The sequence below is a fragment of the Streptomyces sp. NPDC090445 genome (assembly GCF_044769385.1).
Classification (GTDB): Bacteria; Actinomycetota; Actinomycetes; order Streptomycetales; family Streptomycetaceae; genus Streptomyces.
Window position 1 is genome coordinate 1 of the sequence record NZ_JBIVXV010000051.1, and the last position, 17,480, is coordinate 17,480.

Annotated in this window: 12 protein-coding genes and 3 pseudogenes; 5 read left to right on the forward strand and 10 right to left on the reverse strand. The window is 69.8% G+C overall.

Features of this window, described 5'->3' with window-relative positions; translation table 11 throughout:
* Nucleotides 1-192 precede the first annotated feature (192 nt).
* Nucleotides 193-1,629 carry an IS1380 family transposase gene (locus tag ACIQUT_RS39250; protein ID WP_403570450.1) on the forward strand — a complete coding sequence of 479 codons (1,437 nt, stop codon included), beginning with the start codon at nucleotides 193-195 and terminating at the stop codon, nucleotides 1,627-1,629.
* A 205-nt stretch (nucleotides 1,630-1,834) separates the two neighbouring features.
* On the opposite strand, the gene ACIQUT_RS39255 is transcribed toward ACIQUT_RS39250, so the two are convergent.
* Nucleotides 1,835-2,203 carry a nuclear transport factor 2 family protein gene (locus tag ACIQUT_RS39255; protein WP_403570417.1) on the reverse strand — a complete coding sequence of 123 codons (369 nt, stop codon included), beginning with the start codon at nucleotides 2,201-2,203 and terminating at the stop codon, nucleotides 1,835-1,837.
* A 70-nt stretch (nucleotides 2,204-2,273) separates the two neighbouring features.
* On the opposite strand from ACIQUT_RS39255, the gene ACIQUT_RS39260 reads away from it, so the two are divergent.
* Complete coding sequence (locus tag ACIQUT_RS39260; protein WP_403570418.1) at nucleotides 2,274-3,146, forward strand: LysR family transcriptional regulator; 873 nt, start codon at nucleotides 2,274-2,276, stop codon at nucleotides 3,144-3,146.
* A 67-nt stretch (nucleotides 3,147-3,213) separates the two neighbouring features.
* Here the strand turns inward: ACIQUT_RS39260 and murF are convergent.
* The 5 genes and pseudogenes from murF to ACIQUT_RS39285 form a co-directional block, all read right to left on the reverse strand.
* Nucleotides 3,214-3,979 (reverse strand): annotated as a pseudogene (gene murF, locus ACIQUT_RS39265) (UDP-N-acetylmuramoyl-tripeptide--D-alanyl-D-alanine ligase); the annotation flags it as partial.
* A 72-nt stretch (nucleotides 3,980-4,051) separates the two neighbouring features.
* Nucleotides 4,052-5,434 carry a hypothetical protein gene (locus ACIQUT_RS39270; RefSeq protein WP_403570419.1) on the reverse strand — a complete coding sequence of 461 codons (1,383 nt, stop codon included), beginning with the start codon at nucleotides 5,432-5,434 and terminating at the stop codon, nucleotides 4,052-4,054.
* Nucleotides 5,431-5,706: a hypothetical protein gene (locus ACIQUT_RS39275; protein ID WP_403570452.1), complete on the reverse strand. Its 276-nt coding sequence runs from the start codon at nucleotides 5,704-5,706 to the stop codon at nucleotides 5,431-5,433. Before ACIQUT_RS39275 ends, ACIQUT_RS39270 begins: the two co-directional genes overlap by 4 nt.
* An 861-nt stretch (nucleotides 5,707-6,567) precedes the next feature.
* Nucleotides 6,568-6,627: pseudogene (locus ACIQUT_RS39280) on the reverse strand (hypothetical protein); the annotation flags it as partial.
* Between the two features lie 296 nt (nucleotides 6,628-6,923).
* Nucleotides 6,924-7,958 (reverse strand): hypothetical protein, encoded by a 1,035-nt coding sequence (locus ACIQUT_RS39285; protein WP_403570421.1) that lies wholly within the window; start codon nucleotides 7,956-7,958, stop codon nucleotides 6,924-6,926.
* Nucleotides 7,959-8,519: 561 nt separating this feature from the next.
* On the opposite strand from ACIQUT_RS39285, the gene ACIQUT_RS39290 reads away from it, so the two are divergent.
* On the forward strand, nucleotides 8,520-9,368 hold the full coding sequence (locus ACIQUT_RS39290) for an ATP-binding protein (protein WP_403570423.1): 849 nt from the start codon (nucleotides 8,520-8,522) through the stop codon (nucleotides 9,366-9,368).
* A gap of 686 nt (nucleotides 9,369-10,054) precedes the next feature.
* On the opposite strand, the gene ACIQUT_RS39295 is transcribed toward ACIQUT_RS39290, so the two are convergent.
* Nucleotides 10,055-11,722 (reverse strand): sigma-70 family RNA polymerase sigma factor, encoded by a 1,668-nt coding sequence (locus ACIQUT_RS39295; protein ID WP_403570425.1) that lies wholly within the window; start codon nucleotides 11,720-11,722, stop codon nucleotides 10,055-10,057.
* 774 nt (nucleotides 11,723-12,496) lie between these two features.
* A complete protein-coding gene (locus tag ACIQUT_RS39300; protein ID WP_403570427.1) occupies nucleotides 12,497-13,429 on the reverse strand; it encodes a zinc-binding dehydrogenase in 933 nt (310 codons plus the stop codon).
* Between the two features lie 151 nt (nucleotides 13,430-13,580).
* Between ACIQUT_RS39300 and ACIQUT_RS39305 the strand changes: the two genes are divergently transcribed.
* Both ACIQUT_RS39305 and ACIQUT_RS39310 read left to right on the forward strand, forming a co-directional pair.
* Nucleotides 13,581-14,183: a TetR/AcrR family transcriptional regulator gene (locus tag ACIQUT_RS39305; RefSeq protein ID WP_403570429.1), complete on the forward strand. Its 603-nt coding sequence runs from the start codon at nucleotides 13,581-13,583 to the stop codon at nucleotides 14,181-14,183.
* Between the two features lie 89 nt (nucleotides 14,184-14,272).
* A protein-coding gene (locus ACIQUT_RS39310; RefSeq protein WP_403570431.1) for an IS3 family transposase occupies nucleotides 14,273-15,498 on the forward strand; the annotation gives its coding sequence in 2 pieces (ribosomal slippage) (nucleotides 14,273-14,555 and nucleotides 14,555-15,498; 1,227 coding nt in all).
* On the opposite strand, the pseudogene ACIQUT_RS39315 reads toward ACIQUT_RS39310, so the two are convergent.
* Both ACIQUT_RS39315 and ACIQUT_RS39320 read right to left on the reverse strand, forming a co-directional pair.
* A pseudogene (locus ACIQUT_RS39315) lies at nucleotides 15,459-15,851 on the reverse strand (NAD-dependent epimerase/dehydratase family protein); the annotation flags it as partial. The gene ACIQUT_RS39310 and the pseudogene ACIQUT_RS39315 overlap by 40 nt on opposite strands.
* Nucleotides 15,743-16,108: a hypothetical protein gene (locus ACIQUT_RS39320; RefSeq protein WP_403570433.1), complete on the reverse strand. Its 366-nt coding sequence runs from the start codon at nucleotides 16,106-16,108 to the stop codon at nucleotides 15,743-15,745. The pseudogene ACIQUT_RS39315 and the gene ACIQUT_RS39320, both read right to left, overlap by 109 nt.
* Nucleotides 16,109-17,480: the final 1,372 nt, after the last annotated feature.

Consider the following 17,480-nt stretch of genomic DNA (forward strand, 5'->3'; position numbering starts at 1 on the left):
TCGTCCGTCTCCGGCTTGACCTGCCCAGGGCGTGGCATCTCGGCACCTCCTGGACAGACAGCCTACCAGCCAAGATCCTTAAGTCACTGGTATTGCTCCTAGCCTCGCCGTTTCGGTTGGGAACGGCAGCTGGTGAGGCGGAAACGCGAAAGTGCCTTCCTGACCTGGAACGATGAACCTTGCTGAGGGGTTCTGTCGGTCCAAGCGGAGGGCACTTTCTGCGTGCAGGCTATCGGGTTGCGTCCCAAGGCCCACGTCAGCGCCGATGGTTCGGGGGTGGTCGGTCATGCCGGATCACGGTTGCTGGCGGATCTCGCTGACGCCACCGGGCTCACCGCCGCGTACTCCACCGTGCTCAGGCCGCTTCGGCCGCGCGGGACCGGGCATGATCCGGGCCGGGTCGCCACCGACCTGGCGGTGATGCTCGCCGACGGCGGCGAGGCCATCGCGGACCTGGCAGTACTGCGCGACCAGGGCGAGGTATTCGGCCCCGTCGCCTCGACACCGACGGCCTGGCGACTGCTCGCCGACACCGACGAGAGGACACTGACCGCTCTGCGCTCGGCCCGCGCCCAGGCCCGGGAGGTGGCCTGGCTGCAGGCCGCTGAGCGTGGCGAGGGCATACCCGCAGCCCGGGCCGGTGGACGTGCACTGCCCGGGCTGGTCCTGGATCTCGACGCCACGCTGATCACCTGCCACTCCGAGAAAGACCAGGCCGCACCCACCTACAAGGGTGGCTTCGGATTCCACCCGCTGCTGTGCTTCCTGGCCAACACCGGAGAGGGATTGTCCGGACGGCTGCGGCCCGGCAATGCCGGAGCCAACACCGCCGCCGATCACATCGCGGTGCTCGACCAGGCTCTTGCGCAGATCCCCGACGCCCACCGGCACGGCACTGACATCCTTGTCCGCACCGACAGCGCCGGATCGGCGAAGGCCTTCCTCACCCACGTCCGAGACGTGCGGAAACGAGGAATCCGCACCTTCTTCTCGGTCGGATACGCGGTCACCGAGCCGGTCCGCCACGCTATCCGAACCATGCCCGACCGCCTCTGGCATCCCGCTCTGGACCAGGACGGGACGCTCCGTGCCGGCGCCGAGGTCGCCGAGCTGACCGGGATGGTCGAGCTGACCGGCTATCCGGACGGCACCCGCATCATCGTGCGCCGCGAGCGACCGCACCCCGGAGCCCAACTCTCCCTGTTCGACCAGGACGAGGGCCTGCGGCACCAGGTGTTCCTCACCGACACTCCCTACTCTGGTGGCGGTTCCGCCCAGTTCCTGGAGGTCCGCCACCGCGGGCACGCCACCGTCGAAGACCACATCCGGTGCGGCAAGACCACCGGATTCGGCCGCTTCCCCTCCCGCCAGTTCGCGATCAACGCAGCCTGGCTCGAACTCAGCCTCGCAGCGATCGACCTGCTGGCCTGGATGCGCGTCCTGCTGCTGGACGGGGAGCTGGCGGCAGCCGAGCCGAAGAAGCTCCGCTACCGGCTGCTGCACGTCGCCGCCCGCCTCACCCGGGGCGGTCGGCGCCTGCGCTTGCGGATATCGCAGACCTGGCCCTGGAGACACGAACTGGCCACGGCTTTCCACCGCCTCGCCGCACTGCCCCGGCCCGCCGGCTGACCAGCAAACCCCTGACCGCCCACGACCCGAAAGACCTTGGAGAACCCGACCCCCGCGCCGGGACTCCGCCATGCCCAAGCAACGAAAGCCGCCTCACCCACCTGGCAGCAGACGATCAGCGATGTCTCATCACCCCAACCGAAACGGCGAGGCTAGCTAGGGCGCGTATTGAGTCTTGATCAACATGGTGCCCGGGTTGTCCCGCTCAGTTCTGCCTCTCGAGTCCCGCCAGCAGTGCGCGGGGGTCGAAGGTCACCCGGATTCGGGTGACCTTCCCGTCGTCCACATGCATCCAGTTTGCCGTCGGGGTAGGTGGCGCAACGCTCGTGTACAGGTCGAACCAGGTGATGACTTCATCGCCTTCCGCTATCCGCACCTTCACGTCGATCTCCTCCAACACCTGACCGAGCCCCTTCAGCCCGGCGAGCGCCGCCTCTGCCCCCGACGCCGTTCCCAGCGCTCCGACGAAGTCGACATTCTCGGCCAGCAGCCCACGCAAGGTATCGAAGTCGCCCGCCTCCCAAGCGGTGAAGTAGGTCTCGGCAAGCTCTCGCGCAGTCCTCGTCGTCGTCATGCCTCCATCCTCCAGCGATCTGATCCATCCGTCCAACAGATGGATCAGATAGCACCTATCATCACTGGATATGGAGATGCACCAGCTGCGCTACTTCGCCGCGATCATGGACGAGGGCACCTTCACCGCTGCCGCCCATCGCCTGCACGTCAGCCAGTCCGGCATCAGCACCCAAGTCGCCAAGCTGGAGTCGGAACTGGGCCAACAACTGCTCGACCGCTCCGGCCGTCAAATCCGCCTCACCCCGGCCGGTAAAGCCGTTCTCCCCCTTGCGAGGAACGCCCTTGCCGCTCTTGAAGCGATCAAGCACACCGCCGCCGAGTTCGCCGATGCCGTCCGCGGCCGGGTCCGTCTCGGCATGATCATGGGCTGCTCGATCCCGGCCTTCCTCGACACCATCGCCGACCTCGGCCGCACTCACCCCGGCATCGAGGTCAGCCTTCACGAGGGCTACTCCGACGACCTTCAGACCCAGGTTCTTGCAGGCTCTCTCGACCTCGCCTTGATCGGCTACGCGGGCAGCGTCGCCCCAGGTCTGGAGGCGAGCACCGTCTTTGACGAGCCGATTACCGCAGCCGTCCCTGCCGGGCACCCCCTTGACCGGCCGGACCTGCGCCTCGGCGACCTACGGGGCGAGAAGATTCTCTGCCTCTCCCCCGGCACCGGCATCCGCGCCGCCTACGAAGACTCCTGCCGCAGGATCGGTCTCGGCCCACGCGTGGACATCGACGCCAGTTCTCCACTCGCCCTACTCCGCCTCACCGAGCGCGGCGCGGGCGTCGCTGTGCTCAGCGCGTCCTCCACACAAGGCACCGGTCTCCAAACTGTCCCGCTCACCGACGCCGCCACGCACGCCCGGCTCGGACTCATCACCCGCCGAGGTCAGCACTCCCCAGCCGCGCAGCTCCTGCGAACCAGGCTCCTCGCCGCTCTGCAAGCCTAGGTATACACATATCGAATGGTGATCAACCTGCCTGGTAGATCGCCTCGGCTCGGCCCGCCGCCGAGTCGAGCGTCACGTTGGCCGCCGGTACGCCGGCGTCCCGCGTGGTGCCGAACGACAGGACCTGGGCGCGGGCGCAGGGGGCCATGGCGGCCATGAGCGGATCGTCGGCGTTGAGGATGACCAGCCCCTCGGCGGGGAGGGCTTCGACGAGTTCGCCCTTGGCCTGGGCGATCTGCTCCCGTCCGCCGAACTCGCCGATGTGCGCGGTTCCCACGTTGAGGACCAGGCCCACCGTCGGCGGGGCGATGCGCGTCAGGTGGGAGATGTGGCCGATGCCGCGGGCGCCCATCTCCAGCACGATGAACTTCACGTCCCGGTCGAGGTGGGTGATGGCCAGCGGCATGCCGATCTCGCCGTTGAACGACTTCACCGTGGCGATCGTCGGCCCGAGCTCGGGGAGCGCCTGCGCGATCAGATCCTTCGTGCTGGTCTTGCCCGCCGAGCCGGTCAGCCCGATCATCATCGCGTCCGGTACTTCGGCGAGCACCGTGCGGGCCAATGTGGCGAGCGCGTCCAGCAGGTCGTCGACGACCACGGCCGGAACGCCGACGGGGCGGGCGGCGAGGACCGCCACGCCCCGGCCTTCACCGCATCGGCTGCGAAGGCGTGCCCGTCGACGTGCTCGCCGGCCAGCCGGCGAAGAGGCCACCCGGCTCGACCGCGCGCGAGTCGACGGCCGTCGGCGCGGTCACCAGCACGGCTGCATCCGGCACGTCGCTCAGACGGCCGCCGACGGCGGCCGCGACGGCTTCAAGTGAAAGGGGGATCACGTGACGCCCTCCGAATCAGCAGGACTTGCCGGACGCGCCGGAGGGCCGGCAAAGCCGTGCACCTCGTCCTCTTCACCGACCGCCAAAAGCGACCGTTCCCGATCCGGACCGGGCGGCCCGCGGTGACGCTGGCCCGGCCAGCCCGCCTGCGGGGCGCGACTGGGGCGGCCCGGTCGCCTCTGCAGGTGGGGGGATCAGTCCGAGGAGCAGGGCCGTGACGGGCAGCAGCGCGGACATCGCGTACGCGGACGGGGAGAACGAGCCCACCGCCGGGCCAGTCCAGCCCCACAGTCTGGGCCACCCAGAGGCGATGAGAGGCCACAGGGCAAGGGCCGCCAGCATCGACCACCACAGCGGCCCGGTGAGCTGCTCGTGGGCCAGTGACACAGCAGTGCGTGTGGCGGTTCCCCAGGTGTCCCACTCTCCGCCGAGCAGGCGATAGGCCACTGCGCCGCCGAGCAGGTCCAGCACGGCCTCGGCGAGCAACGCGGCCGGCCACAGCAGCACCAGCAGGAACTGAGCCGGTCGGTGGTCGGCGCGGGCGGCGAACCAGCGTCGCATCCGGATGGGCGGATGGTACAAGCGAGCCAAGCCGCCAGGCTCGTGTCTTTCCAACGCACCCAGCCCCCGCAGCAGCGCCGGTTGCCCGGCTGCCTGTCCCGCGTACCGGTCCGCGGCCAGCTCCGCAGACCACAGCGCACCGACCACGATGAGCAGGATCTTCGGCACGGCTAGGACGACCAAGACGATCTGACCAAGCATCAACGGGGCCGTCGCGTTGCCGGTGGCGAACAGCAGCGCAACCGGCAGTACACCGAACAGCCCAAAGACATACGGCCAGGCGCGGACAAGACCAACGAACGGGCTACCGAGCCCCGCGACATGCTGTTCTCCGTACCGGAAGTGGCCCACCTCGTGCAGCAAGACGGCTTTGCCCGCTTCCGGGTCCTTGTCCCACATCACGATCAACGGACTGAACACGCCAACCCGAGTGGTGCGCCAGCCGCCGGGGTAGACGCGGGCCGTTAGGCGCTGCTGGTTACTGACCCGTAGCTCAGTGCCGGGCGCATGCTCGGCCAGAAAGCACCGCATCTGCTCATGGATCCCGCTCGTGGCAGGAGCCTCCAGGTGACTGTCAGGCTGCCTCAGCCCGTACCGTCGTTCGACAGCCCGCCTACGCTGGCTCGGCCAGAGCAGCGCGAGCGCCCCGGCCAGCAGAAACACCAAGGGCAGGGTCTGTGTCAAGGTCAAAGCTGTAACGACCAGCCGGCCGCTGCCGCCGACCGTGTTCCATTCTGCGATGGCGGATCCCGTCCATCTCAGCCGACTGACGAACGCGGGGATCTGCATTGCCAGCAGCACCAGCGTCAGCCACAGCCACGGTGGCGGCCCCCACAAACGGCTACCCGATGGTGTCCGTCCCGAAGGAGCAACCGGGACGTCCGCCGGACTCATGAAGTGCCCTTCTCGTCCGGCGCGGTGGCGGGCGCCCCTCCACCCATGCGACGGCGCAGTAAGCGGGGCAGCCTGCGCAGCGCAGCGAAGCGGGAGCGGCGCTCGGCAGACGGGGGCTCGGCCGCGACCAAGGCGTCGAGAAATTCGGCCGCGTCCTGAGGGTCCTCGGCGGCGGCGAGCCGGGCGGTGAGTTCGGCGGCGAGTTCATCAGCTGTCGCGGATTCGACTCCCCGGGCACGCAGCCGGTCGCGCATGCGCAGCGCTGCCCGCACGGCCTCCGCGGTAGGCCGTGCGGGGACCTCCGCACGTGCGTCCTCCGCCTGCTGGGGACTGCCCGCGGTGACTTCGGGGCACTGTGGTTGACCACCACCTCCGACTCCCCTACGCCCTGTCGGCGACGAAGCCTGCTGGATCGCCCCCGAGCCTTGCTTCCGCAAACTGAGGAGCATTGCCGTCGCGGAGATCGCGTTCCCGAAGTGCTGGCTGCCCAATGCCGCCTTCAACGCGTCTGCCGCATACGCCAGAGCGTCCAGCACCTCGGGCAGTACTGTCGCGATACCCCCGCCCATCCCGCCTGGCGCGTGTCCCGCCAAACGGAACAAGTCGCGGCGCTCCCTTCCCCCAGCCGCATAGGCCCGGGTGACCTGGGCAGCGAGCACGGTCTCGTCCGGGGCCGCCCACTCCGCGACGCGCACGCCCCACCGGTCGAGTCCGTCAACGTCCATGGTGCGCCCCGTCCCGTCTTCGCGTGTCCCCGCAGCGCCCGGGACCGCTGGCGCCAAACCGGCAGCAATATGCATGACCTGGCCCGATCGTAGGAGCGACTCGGTCGAAGCTGCGGCCATTGGGCCGTCCTGCGGCGCGCCTCCGTCATTTGGCTGGCTGCGGATGCCAGCCTCCGACGCCTCGTCTCCACGCGCCGCGTGGGGGGCATTCACCCGGACCGCTTCCGTGGTGTTGCTGCATACCAAGGCGCCGGCGGCGGCCCGCGGGCGGCGACGGCAACAACGCGCTCCTGATCGACACCATCGTCCCGGGCGGCTGCGTCCTCCCCGACGTATCGGGTACGTGCCGCCGATGGTGCCGCGGGCTCCCTCCCAGACGCGGTGTCCGGCGTAGCGTTCGTGGTCCCAGACCTCACGTGCGAGGCGGGCCTGGGACCTGCTGCCGTTGTCGAGCTCGAAGAGGCGCATCTCGCTGGTCCTGGTCGGCACGGCGAGGACGGCGTCGGTGTTGAAGCTCAGGCCGGTGTCTTTGATGGCGCTGTTCACCAGGGAGGACCGTGTCGGTGTAGGCGAGGATCGTGTCGGTCACCGCGATGCAGTGCGGGCCGAACCCTGCTCGGACGGCCTTCGCGCCGGTGCCAGCCTGCGGGCGCGGCGGCAGCTCGTTGCCGTCCGGCCAGAGCCTTCTGCCCCGCCACCGTCAGGTTCCAGATCTGGTGCTTGCCCGCCTTGCCATTCGTCTCCGCCGGGGCGGCTGGTGCTGGTTACGCGGTGGGGCGGCGGCGCTTGCCGGTGCCCGCGACCAGGGCCGCACCCATGGCGAGGGCTACTCCGGCGCCTCCGAGGGCCCAGCTGGTGGCCGCGTCGGTGCCGGTCTCGGCGAGCTCGCCGCCGGCGTTCGTGCCGTTGCCGCCACCGTTGCCGGCGTTGTTGCCGGTCATGTCGTTGATCGGCTTGGCGCCACCGTTCGGGTTCGGGTTGTTGTTCCCGTTGCCTGCGCTGGCGCCGTCGCCGTTGTTGCCGCTGGTGGAAGCCTTGGTGATCTTCGACTTGTAGAACGACGGCTCGGACTCGACGCTCGCGTCCTCGTCCATGCTGCCGCCGGCCACGATGATCTGGATGGCGCCGACCGGCGCACCCTTCGCGAACCGCAGGCGCAGGTCCATGGTGAAGGTCTCGTTGGCGTCGACCGACTCGACCTGGAAGAGGCGTCCCGCGAAGCCGAATCCGGCGTGTTCGCCCCCGCCCATCGCGTCCGGGAAGGTGCTGGCGGGCACCCACTGGTCGCCGTCGAGGACCTCCAGCTGAAGGTGCTTCTCCTTCAGCTTGCCGAACTCGTCAGCAACGAACAGGCCGAAGCCGTAGTCCTGCACCGCGGCGCGGCCGGAGTTGTCGACCTTGAACTTGATGTTCTGCCAGTCGCCGCCCGCCTTGAAGCCGGCCTTGGGCAGGCCGGAGACCGAGACCTCCGGGCCCTCGGCGACCACATACCCTTCGTCCGCATCCTCATGCTCATGGTTGTCCAGGGCCGGGGAGGGCACCGGCGGCGTGGCCGACTTCGCGGCCGGCGGAACGGCCGGGGCGGTGGCCGGGGTCTCGGCGACGGGCGGCGTCACGGCGGCGTCGGCCGGAGCCGGGGTCTGCTCGGTCGGGGTCTCGGCGGGCGCGGTGTCGTCCTTCGGTGCGGCGTCCGGGACGATCACGGCCGGCTTCTCCTCGGCCATCGCGGGCGTGGCCATGAGGACCGTAGGACCGGCCACTGCGGCGGCGACCACGACGGCCATGCGCTTGAGCTTCAACTTGCTGTTCCCTCCGAACGGTCCGGACCAGCAGCCCGACCTCACCACGTGACCATCGTTTTTGAACATGGCCAGGCTAAGGGTGGGTAAAGATTCGGCCGACCAATTCAGGTCACAAGCTGGTACCGGAGCGGGTGCTTCATCGGCACATACAGGCAGCAGGCGCCCGAATTCCGGACAAGCCCAGCCGAGCGGGTGGAGGGGAGCGTAAGCGTGGAGCGGCTGACCGTTCCCGGGGTGCGGCCGCCGGAGGTCCGCTGGTGCTGCTCTACTCCTCAGACATCGACAGGTCCGCGGAGGCTGTGAACAACGCGGGCGGTCGTGTGGTGAACGGACCGCTCGGCGACCGCCGACGCAGACGCGCACGCCTTCAGGTGCTCTGCCTCGGCCGCTCACCCGCTTCCTGCCGCAGCACCACGACAAGGGGTACCTGGACTTCGTCCCCAGCTCCACCACTGCCCCGGGGTAGCCCTGGCACGCACCGAACTGAAACCGCCTGAAACAGCCTCCTGCACCTGCCGTGCCTCGGTCTGGGACGCGCGGCAGGACGGCGTCGTCGGGATGACCGTGGCGGCCCGGAGCGGCGCAGGCGCCACCACGGCCTACCTGATCCCCTCGGCCCAGCTCGTCGACGAGGGCGTGCTGCGGCCGCGCTGCCCGTTCCGCGGTCTGGCCCCGTTCACCGAGAACGACGCCGAGCTGTTCCACGGGCGTGCGGAGGAGATCGAACGCCTGCGGGGCGCGGTCGCCCGGCACCCGCTGACGCTTGTGGTGGGCCCGTCCGGCTCCGGCAAGTCCTCGCTGGTCCGGGCCGGGCTGCTACCCCGCCTCCAGCGCGAGGGGTTCAGCGTGTCCGAACTCCGGGCCGTTCCCGGGGCCGACCCGGCGGCCGCCCTCGCCCGCGCCGTGGTCCCCGTACTGGAACCCGGTCTCGGAGAGGTCGGCCGGCTGCGGGCGGCCGCCGAACTCGCCGGACTGCTGACGCAGGAGGCGGCCGGAGCGTTACGGGACCGGCTGCTCACGCACGGCGGAACGGGTGGCCACGTCCTCTTCGTGGACCAGCTGGAGGAGTACGCCGGCGAGCGGCCCGACGCGGCCCGGCAGCTCCTGCGCCTGCTGGTCGCGCTGAGCTCCGCCCGGCCGTACTCTCGCCGCGGTTGCGGAGTCGGCAGCAATCCCGGCGGAGTGGAGCGCGCAAGCGCCTGCTCGTCTCCGACCAGCCCCACCATCGCCACCGCAGCCGCGCCGCTCCGGCTCCATCCACCTCCAGCGGCCAGCCCGTCCCCTCTCCCCAAGCCGCCGAGGACACCCCAAGTGCGAGATCCGACCCGCCGTCCGACGAGGCAGCCGCGCTACACCACGCCCTCGACGACGCCGTCCGCGCCCTGCGGAGGCCCGGCCTACCCCTGAACGGGCCGCCCACCTTGGCGACCATCGGAGTCCTCGGTGCAAGGGCCGACCGCGTCGGCCAGCCGTTCCAGACCCCGCCATTGCTGGCCGCGCGCATCGCCCACCACGCTGCCACCCCGAGACCGCAACGCACCACGTGCCGCACCGCGGCCACCGCCGAATAGGGACTCAAGGGACCAGCCGGACGATGAACAGCACCGAAAGCACAAGCCGCGGCATGGACTGCGCTCCCACGCAGGCGGGTTGTGGAGGCGTATGGCCTGACGCAGGCGGCCATGGCCAGCGGCCGGCGGGAGCCCACCGGTCCCCCATCTGCGTAACGGCCTCCCCGAACTCGGAAGCGCGCAGCCCGTGAAGGTGCGGCCCCCCTGCAGGGCGGAACAGGCCCACAGCGCATCACGCCCAGGGTCCACAGCGCATCACGCCCAGGCTCCACAGCGCCTCACGGCGCGCGCTTCCGGTTCTACCGGGCATGATCAGCAGTCTCCCCAGACCGGGCACGCAGGTCCCCGCGGCCACACGCTGGAGTGCCAGAGGCTCTCCGCGGTCGCCGCCCAGGTCGGTTCGGCGCGAGCGGTGACGATGGAGGACCTCCCCCGCAACGGCAAGGCCACGTTTGCCGGGCCCTTTCCGCCCGGGGGTTGCTTCTCCCGCGTCCTCGGCTGAGCGGTCTTATACGGCGGCGTTCATCCCAGGGTGAAGAGGAAGTTGGCGGAGCTGTAGTAGTTGGGCAGGTGCACCATGCGCTGGCCCTGGCGAGGGGGGCCTGGCTTCGACCAGTCCTCGGGGCCCAGCAGATGGGCAGCGTAGTCGCTCTTCGGAACCTGCGGTACGAACCAGAGCCGGAACGCGCCGGTTTGGGCGTCGGGCTCGAATCTCCAGAGCTGCGCGTCACGGTCCGCGCCGGCCTGGCAGGTGCGAAGGGTGACGGTGACGTAGGTCCCGCCGGCGGTGGTTCCGTCGAGGCAGGTGCCGGTGCCCGTGTGCCGGAGCTGGTAGGTGTCCTGGCCGGCCGGCAGGCGCTGCCAGCCCTGGGAAGGGCTTCCGGTGCACTTCTGGAGCTGGAGCGGTCCGTCGGACCCGTTGCTGGTCAGGCCGACGCACAGCCCCGAGGCGGTGTTGACCAGGGGAAGGCCCGTGGTTCCGATCGGGGACGAGGCCGAGGCGGACGCGAGGGCGATGGCGGCCGGCGTGGCGGTAGCGGGAGCAGACACCTCCGGGGTGGCGGATTCGAGCGGTGACGCCGAGGCTGCCGGGTCCGAGTCCGGCTCCGCGGCGGGGGACGGGCCGGGGCTCGCAGCTGCCGGGGCGGGTACGGCCTGCTCGGACCGGCTGTCGGTCGGCAGGAGGACGAACGCGGTCATCGTCGCACCCGCAACGACCACCGCCGTCAGGGACCACTTCACGGCACCGAACTGCGCCGCGGCCATCTTGACCCCGCCCAGCTTGCCCGCTGCCAGAGCGCTCTGTCCGCCGAAGGACGACAGGAACGAGGCGGGGGTCCACAGCAGAATTCCTGCCGCCAGCATCGCGCCCAGGCGGCGGTTGACGTTCCGCAAATCGTGCTCGGCCCGGGTGCAGTCGGCGCACGCCCGAAGATGCCAGCCCAGATCCCGGGTGACGCGCTTGCCCGGCCGGCGGAGCGAGGCGGCGAGCAGGCCCCCGTAGTACCGGCACTCCTCGCCCACAGCCTGGTCCAGGTGGGCGCGCAGGTACGCCTCGCGCAGGCCTTCCCGGGCGCGGGCGGCCAGTGAGCCGACGCCTCCTGCCGATATCCCGAGCCGGCGGGCGGTTTCGGCTGCGGGCTCGTGTTCGACGACCGTGTGCCACAGTACGGCCTGCCAGCGCTCCGGCAGGGACCGGTACGCTCGCAAGACCAGCGATCCCTCCTCGGCCGCAAGGACTGCCTCCTCGACGTTCTGGCCGTCGGCAAGGTCTGCGGCCCATTGGTCGAAGTCGTCCGATAGGTGCGTCCGGGCGCTGCGGCGCATCCAGTCGGCCGCTACGCGGCGCACGCAGGTCAGCAGGTAGGGCCGCCAGGCGTGTTCGGGCCCCGTCCCCCACGCGACCGCCCGGTAGGTGCGGGCGAAGGCCTCGGCCGCGAGGTCATGGGCAGTGGGCAGGTCCCGGCAGCATGTGCGGGCGTAGGCGAGCACGGCGGAATGATGTCGGGCGAACACTTCGCCCATCACGGCACTGACCTCAGCATCGGACGCCGAGCCGCGCCCGCGCAACAGGGCGCACAACTGTGCGTCGCTGAGGCTGTGGAGGTCCTGCTGACGGGCAGTTCCCGATGTACTCAACCCTTGCTCCCGATGGCTCTTCTGGTGACCGGCACGATGGGTACCGGACATGGCTGGAGTGGGGGGTGCGACGCTGCGCCTCGCCGGAATTCGCGCAAGTGTGCACGCTGTTGGGGGCCGTGAGCAAACGGACCATCAGCGGCACGCCATGGGAACCGGAACCAGCGGGCACGGGCAGACCGCTGGGAGGAACCCCTGCACCGATCCGGTCCCGGGCATGGTGGAGGGCGCCCTGCACCGTGGGGGCGAACGGCAGATCGCGGCCGTTCCCGGAAACCGGAGCCTGGCCAGGGCGCTGCCCGGTCCGTCCCGGCGCGGCCTGGGTAAAGGCTTGGCAAAGTCGCGGGACCGTTCAGGGGTTGCACGTTCTCCACCACGGCAATGACAGACCAGGAGGCGCCAGTGCAGCACCGACAGAGCCCCCTGCCGCACGACGGCCGGAACGCCCGGGAGGGTCCACCGGTGAGCCACCACTCGCCAGCCGCCATCGCGTCGAACGTCTCGGTGCGCACCGACCCGTTCCCTTCGGCGCGGACCTTGGCATACCAGGGCTGCCCACGATGCCCCAGCCCCCGGCGCGCAGGCGGTCACCAGGGCGCAGCCGCGATCTACCTCCACGGGGTTCCCCGCTCTGGACACCGACGGCTTGCTGCACCTCTGCCACCGCGTTCTGCTGGGATAACACCCCACTCCGCTACCGCCCCATCTCGGACAGAACCGTTCCGTTGACAGACCCCGCGTCGGTTCAACCTTTCTGAGCCTGAGGTTCCTTCGGCCGGAATCTCAGGGTGTTACCGGCGGCTGGGTGGAGTCAGGGCGTCGGGTTCAGAGACGGATGACGGTGCGTCCGTACTGTTCGCGGGTGGTGAGGCTGGCGAAGGCGGCGTGGTGGTCCGCGATATCGAAGACCGCGTTGACGACGGGGCGGATGCGGCCGTCTCGGAGCATGTCGAGGATGCGGGTGAGCTTGTCGGTGGTGGTGTGGGGGACGAAGAGGAAGGGGGCGGTCTGGCGGGTGAAGTGGGCGATGGCCAGGCCGGGGACGTCCTTGTGCGGGTTGGAGGTGACGAAGCTGCCGCGCGGGGTGAGCTTGCGGCGGATCCCGGTGAAGTGCAGGGTGCCCGACAGGTCGAAGACGATGTCGAAGGCGCCGGGGAGATCGGCGACGGCAATATCGCCGTAGTAGTGGGTGTGGGCGGCACCCAGCTCGCGGAGCCGGGCATGGTGGTTGCGTCCGCCGAGGCCGGTGACCTCCGCACCTGCGGCCGCGGCGATCTGGACGCTGTAGACACCAACGCCGCCGGTGGCGCCGACGACCAGGACGCGGGCGCCGGCCTTGAGGCCGGCCTTGTCCATGGCGGTCAGGGCGGTCTGGACGCCGATGGGCAGGGCGGCGGCCTGGACGAAGTCGAGGTCGTCGGGGATGGGGGCAAGGTGGGCCTCGTCGGCGGCCACGTACTCGGACAGGCAGTTCTCGTCCTTGATGAAGTGGGTGCTGCCGATCACCCTCTGGCCCTTGCGGAACCGGATGCCGTCCGAGGCGATCACGCCGGAGAACTCCAGGCCGAGGTTGACCTTCTTCTTGCGGGTCTTCTTCGCGAGCGCGGCCGGATCGTCGAGGGTAACGAAGGCACGTTCCCAGGCGCTCAGCGGCACGGCCTTGATCTCGACGAGGACCTTTCCCGCGGTCGGGACCGGGTCGGGGACACGGCCGAGGTAGAACTTGGCGGCGCCCTTCATGGCGGGGTCGATGAGCATGGCGCGCATGGGGGTCCGTTCGTCAGGTGGGCCGGTTTAGGCCGAGACCGATGCGGAATCGGATTCCGGTTCCGCTAGATGACGGTAGCCGTGACGGGCCACCCCGTCAAACAGAAACGGAATGCGATTCCGCTTTCGGTAGGGTGGAGACATGCCCACGAACCCGCCACCCTCGCCTTCGACCACCCCGGTCCGCAAAGACGCCCGCCGCAACCACGAACGCGTCATGGCCGCCGCCGGGCAGGTCTTCACCACCCTCGGCCCCACCGCGCAGATCGAGGACGTGGCCCGGGCCGCCGGGGTCGGCGTCGGCACCGTCTACCGCCGCTTCGGCTCCCGCGACGGCCTGATCGCCGCCCTGGTCACCGACCGCCTCACCGGCTGGGCAATCGCGGCCCGCGCCGAACTCACCCACGCCGACCTCGACCCCTGGGACACCTTCGCCCGCCTCGTCCGCTCCTACGCCGAGTCCTGCGTCGCCGACCGCCTCCTACTGGACATCGGCTGCGCCACCGTCCTCGAACTCCTCACCGACAACCAAGGCCCCGGCGGACTGCTCACACTCCTCGACGAGGTCATCACCACCGGCATCCAGGCCCGCGCCCTCCCGCCCACCTACACCACCGGGGACGTCATCACCCTCATGACCGCCCTCGCCGGCGTCGCCGCCGTCCCCGGCCTCGACTGGCGCCCCCTCCTCGACCACACCCTCACCGGCATCCACCACACCGCCACCCGGGAACAAACCGCCTGAGCGACCGCACAGCCCTCGACGGGCCCTGACCCCGGATCCTGGACACCGGAGACACTTGGATCTTGATGGTCCAGGAGAACGGAGTCCCCGTGGGAATGAAGCACTACCCGGCCGAGTTCAAGGCGGACGCGGTCGCGCTGTACCGGTCGAGGCCGGAAGCGACGATCAAGTCCGTCGCTGAGGATCTCGGGGTGAACACCGAGACACTGCGGAACTGGATCCGGGCTACTGACGAGCGCCGTTCCGGCTCCCCTTCGACGCTGCCGGCGGCGGGCGGGAACGCGGTCGAGGCGGAGCTGGCCGCGGCTCGGCGCCGGATCCGCGAGCTGGAGGAGGAACGCGACATCCTCCGCAAGGCGACCCGGTATTTCGCGGGAGAGACGCACTGGTGAACCGCTTCCAGTTCGTTGACGATCACCAGCGCCGGTTCGGCGTGAAGCGGCTCTGCGTCATCCTGGGCATCGCCCGTTCGAGCTTCTACCACTGGCGCCGCACCGCCCCGGCCCGCGCGGCTCGCCAGGCTGCTGACGAACGGCTCGCGGCCCGGATACGCAAGGTCCACGAGGACTCCGGCGGGACCTACGGCGTCCCCAGAATCACCGCCGAGCTCCGCGACGGCGACGGCCTGGCGGTCAACCACAAGCGCGCCGCCCGGATCATGCGGACCACCGGACTGGCCGGTCTCCGCCTGCGCCGCAGACACCGCACCACCGTCCCGGACCCGGACGCTGCGAAATCGCCGGACCTGATCCGCCGCGACTTCACCGCGTCGGCGGTGAACACGAAGTACGTCGGCGACATCACCTACCTGCCCGTCGGCGGCGGGAAGTTCTGCTATCTCGCGACCGTGATCGACCTGTGCTCACGCCGCCTGGCCGGCTGGGCGATCGCCGACCACATGCGAACCGAGCTCGTCACCGACGCCCTCGCGGCGGCCCAGCGGACCCGCGGCAGCCTCGCCGGAGCAATCATGCACACCGACCACGGCGCCCAATACACGAGCCGGGCGTTCGCCGACGCCTGCCGCAGGGCTGGCGTCAAGCAGAGCATGAGCGCGGTCGGCAGCAGCACGGACAACGCCGCCGCCGAATCGTTCAACGCCAGCTTCAAAAGAGAGAGCCTCAAAGGCCGAAAGGGCTGGCCGAGCGAGCGCGAGGCCCGGCTCGACGCCTTCCGCTGGCTGCACCGCTACAACACCCGACGCCGACACTCCAGGCTCAGCGCCCGCGACGTGCCCTCGGCGATGTCGTCCACGTGGACCAGGTCCCACACCTGCCGGCCGCCGCCGTTCAGGTGGAGCGGTAGACCGAGGTGAGCCCGCGCGGCGAACCAGGCCACGACCCAGGAGTGAGAATCCGGCTTGATGGTCTGCGGTTCGCCGTAGACGGAGAAGTACCGGACGATCGCATACGACATCCCGACCTGGCCGAGGACGAGTGCGGTCTGTTCCTCGCCCTACGCCTTCGTGTTGCCGTACACGGACTCGCGGCGCTTGCGGGTGAACTCGTGGAACTGGGGCGGGATGCGCCCGTGGATGGACTCCAGGAGCTGGCGCATGGTCAGGATCTCAAGGCTGTCGGTCTCCTCGGGGTTGCCGTCACCGTAGACGCTGGCGGAGGAGACGAACACCATCCGGCGCATGCGGTCCGTCGCGGCGACGGCGTCCAGGACGTTCTGAGTGCCGGCCACGTTGGTATCGATGGCGGCCAGCGGTCACGGGTGCAGGCGGCGACATCTGCCAGGGCGGCGGCTTGGATCACGTAGTCCGAGTCCGCGACCAGCTTCCGCACCAGCACGGTGTCCCGTACGTCCCCCAGGACCACGTCCGAGTCCCCGCCCCGAACGCCGAACAGATCGCCGTACACGTGCTCGGGGTACGCGTTCATGGTGCACAGAACCACCGGGCGGGCGCCGAGGTCCCGCAACTGTGCGGCGATGCGGGAGCCGATAAGTCCGTGACGTCCGAGTCGGCCAGCATCTGCTGTGCTTTGCGGCGCCGAGACGACGTATCGGTCAGCCGCATCCCGCCATCGCTCAGCACGGTCTGAGCTTGTTCTTTATCTTCTGGCGCTCCTGAGGTGGTGCGGGCAGAGTGGGCGGTATGAAAGACAGCTCCGGCCCTGTCGCTATGGACGTAGATGACCGTCGGGCGATAGAGCACATCCTCGGTCGTCCCTTGAGCCAGATATGGCCGACGGGTGCACTGGCACCGGGTAGCCGGGTCACGGTCGTTCGTGCCCTGGACTGGGAGGGTCCTTGGCAGGTCGAGTTTGCTGGAACGATCGATGCCATGGGTGCACCCGAACCCATCCAAAATGCCCAGGCCCTCGATGGCGAGTTGACGTACTGGGTCACATTCGACACGCCGCAGTACGACAGCGGCGGGGACGGCCCCTATCGCAGGGCCCAGATCTGGGGCCGGTACCTGCGGACCGAGCCAGAGTCCGAAGCATAGACGTCCTGCAGATCATGTTGCCGCGCTCGAATCGTCCGTCGAACTGAGTCGCTCACCTGGGGGTTCGCCGGACGTGGGGGCGGCCTTCGTCTGATCATGTGCTCCGACCAAGGTGCACGTCTACGGGCGCCGCCGCCTGCGGACCAAACGCCGCCGGGCGGTCCGTGGCTCCCGGGCCGCCGCTCCCCCCGTCTCTGCGCACATCGCACTTCCGGGCCAGGAGGTGCTGTTCGCGATGGACCGGGACTGGACTCGCTTCCTCGGTCGGCTCCTGCCCACCCCATCCCGGCCGCCCAGGACCTCGTCGGCGCATTCACCGCCCACCTCCGCGCCCGCGGCTGGAGCATCCCCGACAACTACGCGAGCCTGCGCGCTCTGAAGGTGCTCGTCGCCCACCTCGGCGTCGACGCACCTCTCCTCGAAACCGACATCCGGCACCTCGCCCGCCGCGCGGACTGCTCCGCACACCACGTCATCAACCACCTCCGCACGACCGGCCACCTTGAACAAGACGCATCAACCGTCCACGGCTACGTCCGCAGGGCGTCCGCGTGCCTCGCTGCCTGGCACCGTGCCGACATCGACGGCTTCCCGGCGATCACATCATCAAGGTCCTCGAGCCGTTGAAGGGCCACACCAGACACGGCACCCCGGTCGCCGTGCGTGCGCTCCCTGTTCCGGGCCCTCAAACGAGGGAAACTCATCTTCCGCGCCCCCGCGCGAGGCGTCACACTTCCATGGCACGGCCGTTTGTCGGCGTACGACGTCGTTCGTGTGTACACCGACACTTCCCAAGCCACTGCCCGATGACCGGCTCGCCGGCGCCTCGACCGCCTGCCGTT

What these genes read in the sequence shown, in the direction of transcription:
- ACIQUT_RS39260 (WP_403570418.1), top strand. Translation starts at nt 2,274, where the DNA reads ATGGAGATGCACCAGCTGCGCTACTTCGCCGCGATCATGGACGAGGGC.
- ACIQUT_RS39305 (WP_403570429.1), top strand. Translation starts at nt 13,581, where the DNA reads ATGCCCACGAACCCGCCACCCTCGCCTTCGACCACCCCGGTCCGCAAA.
- ACIQUT_RS39295 (WP_403570425.1), bottom strand. Translation starts at nt 11,722, where the DNA reads ATGTCCGGTACCCATCGTGCCGGTCACCAGAAGAGCCATCGGGAGCAA.
- ACIQUT_RS39290 (WP_403570423.1), top strand. Translation starts at nt 8,520, where the DNA reads ATGACCGTGGCGGCCCGGAGCGGCGCAGGCGCCACCACGGCCTACCTG.
- ACIQUT_RS39255 (WP_403570417.1), bottom strand. Translation starts at nt 2,203, where the DNA reads ATGACGACGACGAGGACTGCGCGAGAGCTTGCCGAGACCTACTTCACC.
- ACIQUT_RS39300 (WP_403570427.1), bottom strand. Translation starts at nt 13,429, where the DNA reads ATGCTCATCGACCCCGCCATGAAGGGCGCCGCCAAGTTCTACCTCGGC.
- ACIQUT_RS39270 (WP_403570419.1), bottom strand. Translation starts at nt 5,434, where the DNA reads ATGAGTCCGGCGGACGTCCCGGTTGCTCCTTCGGGACGGACACCATCG.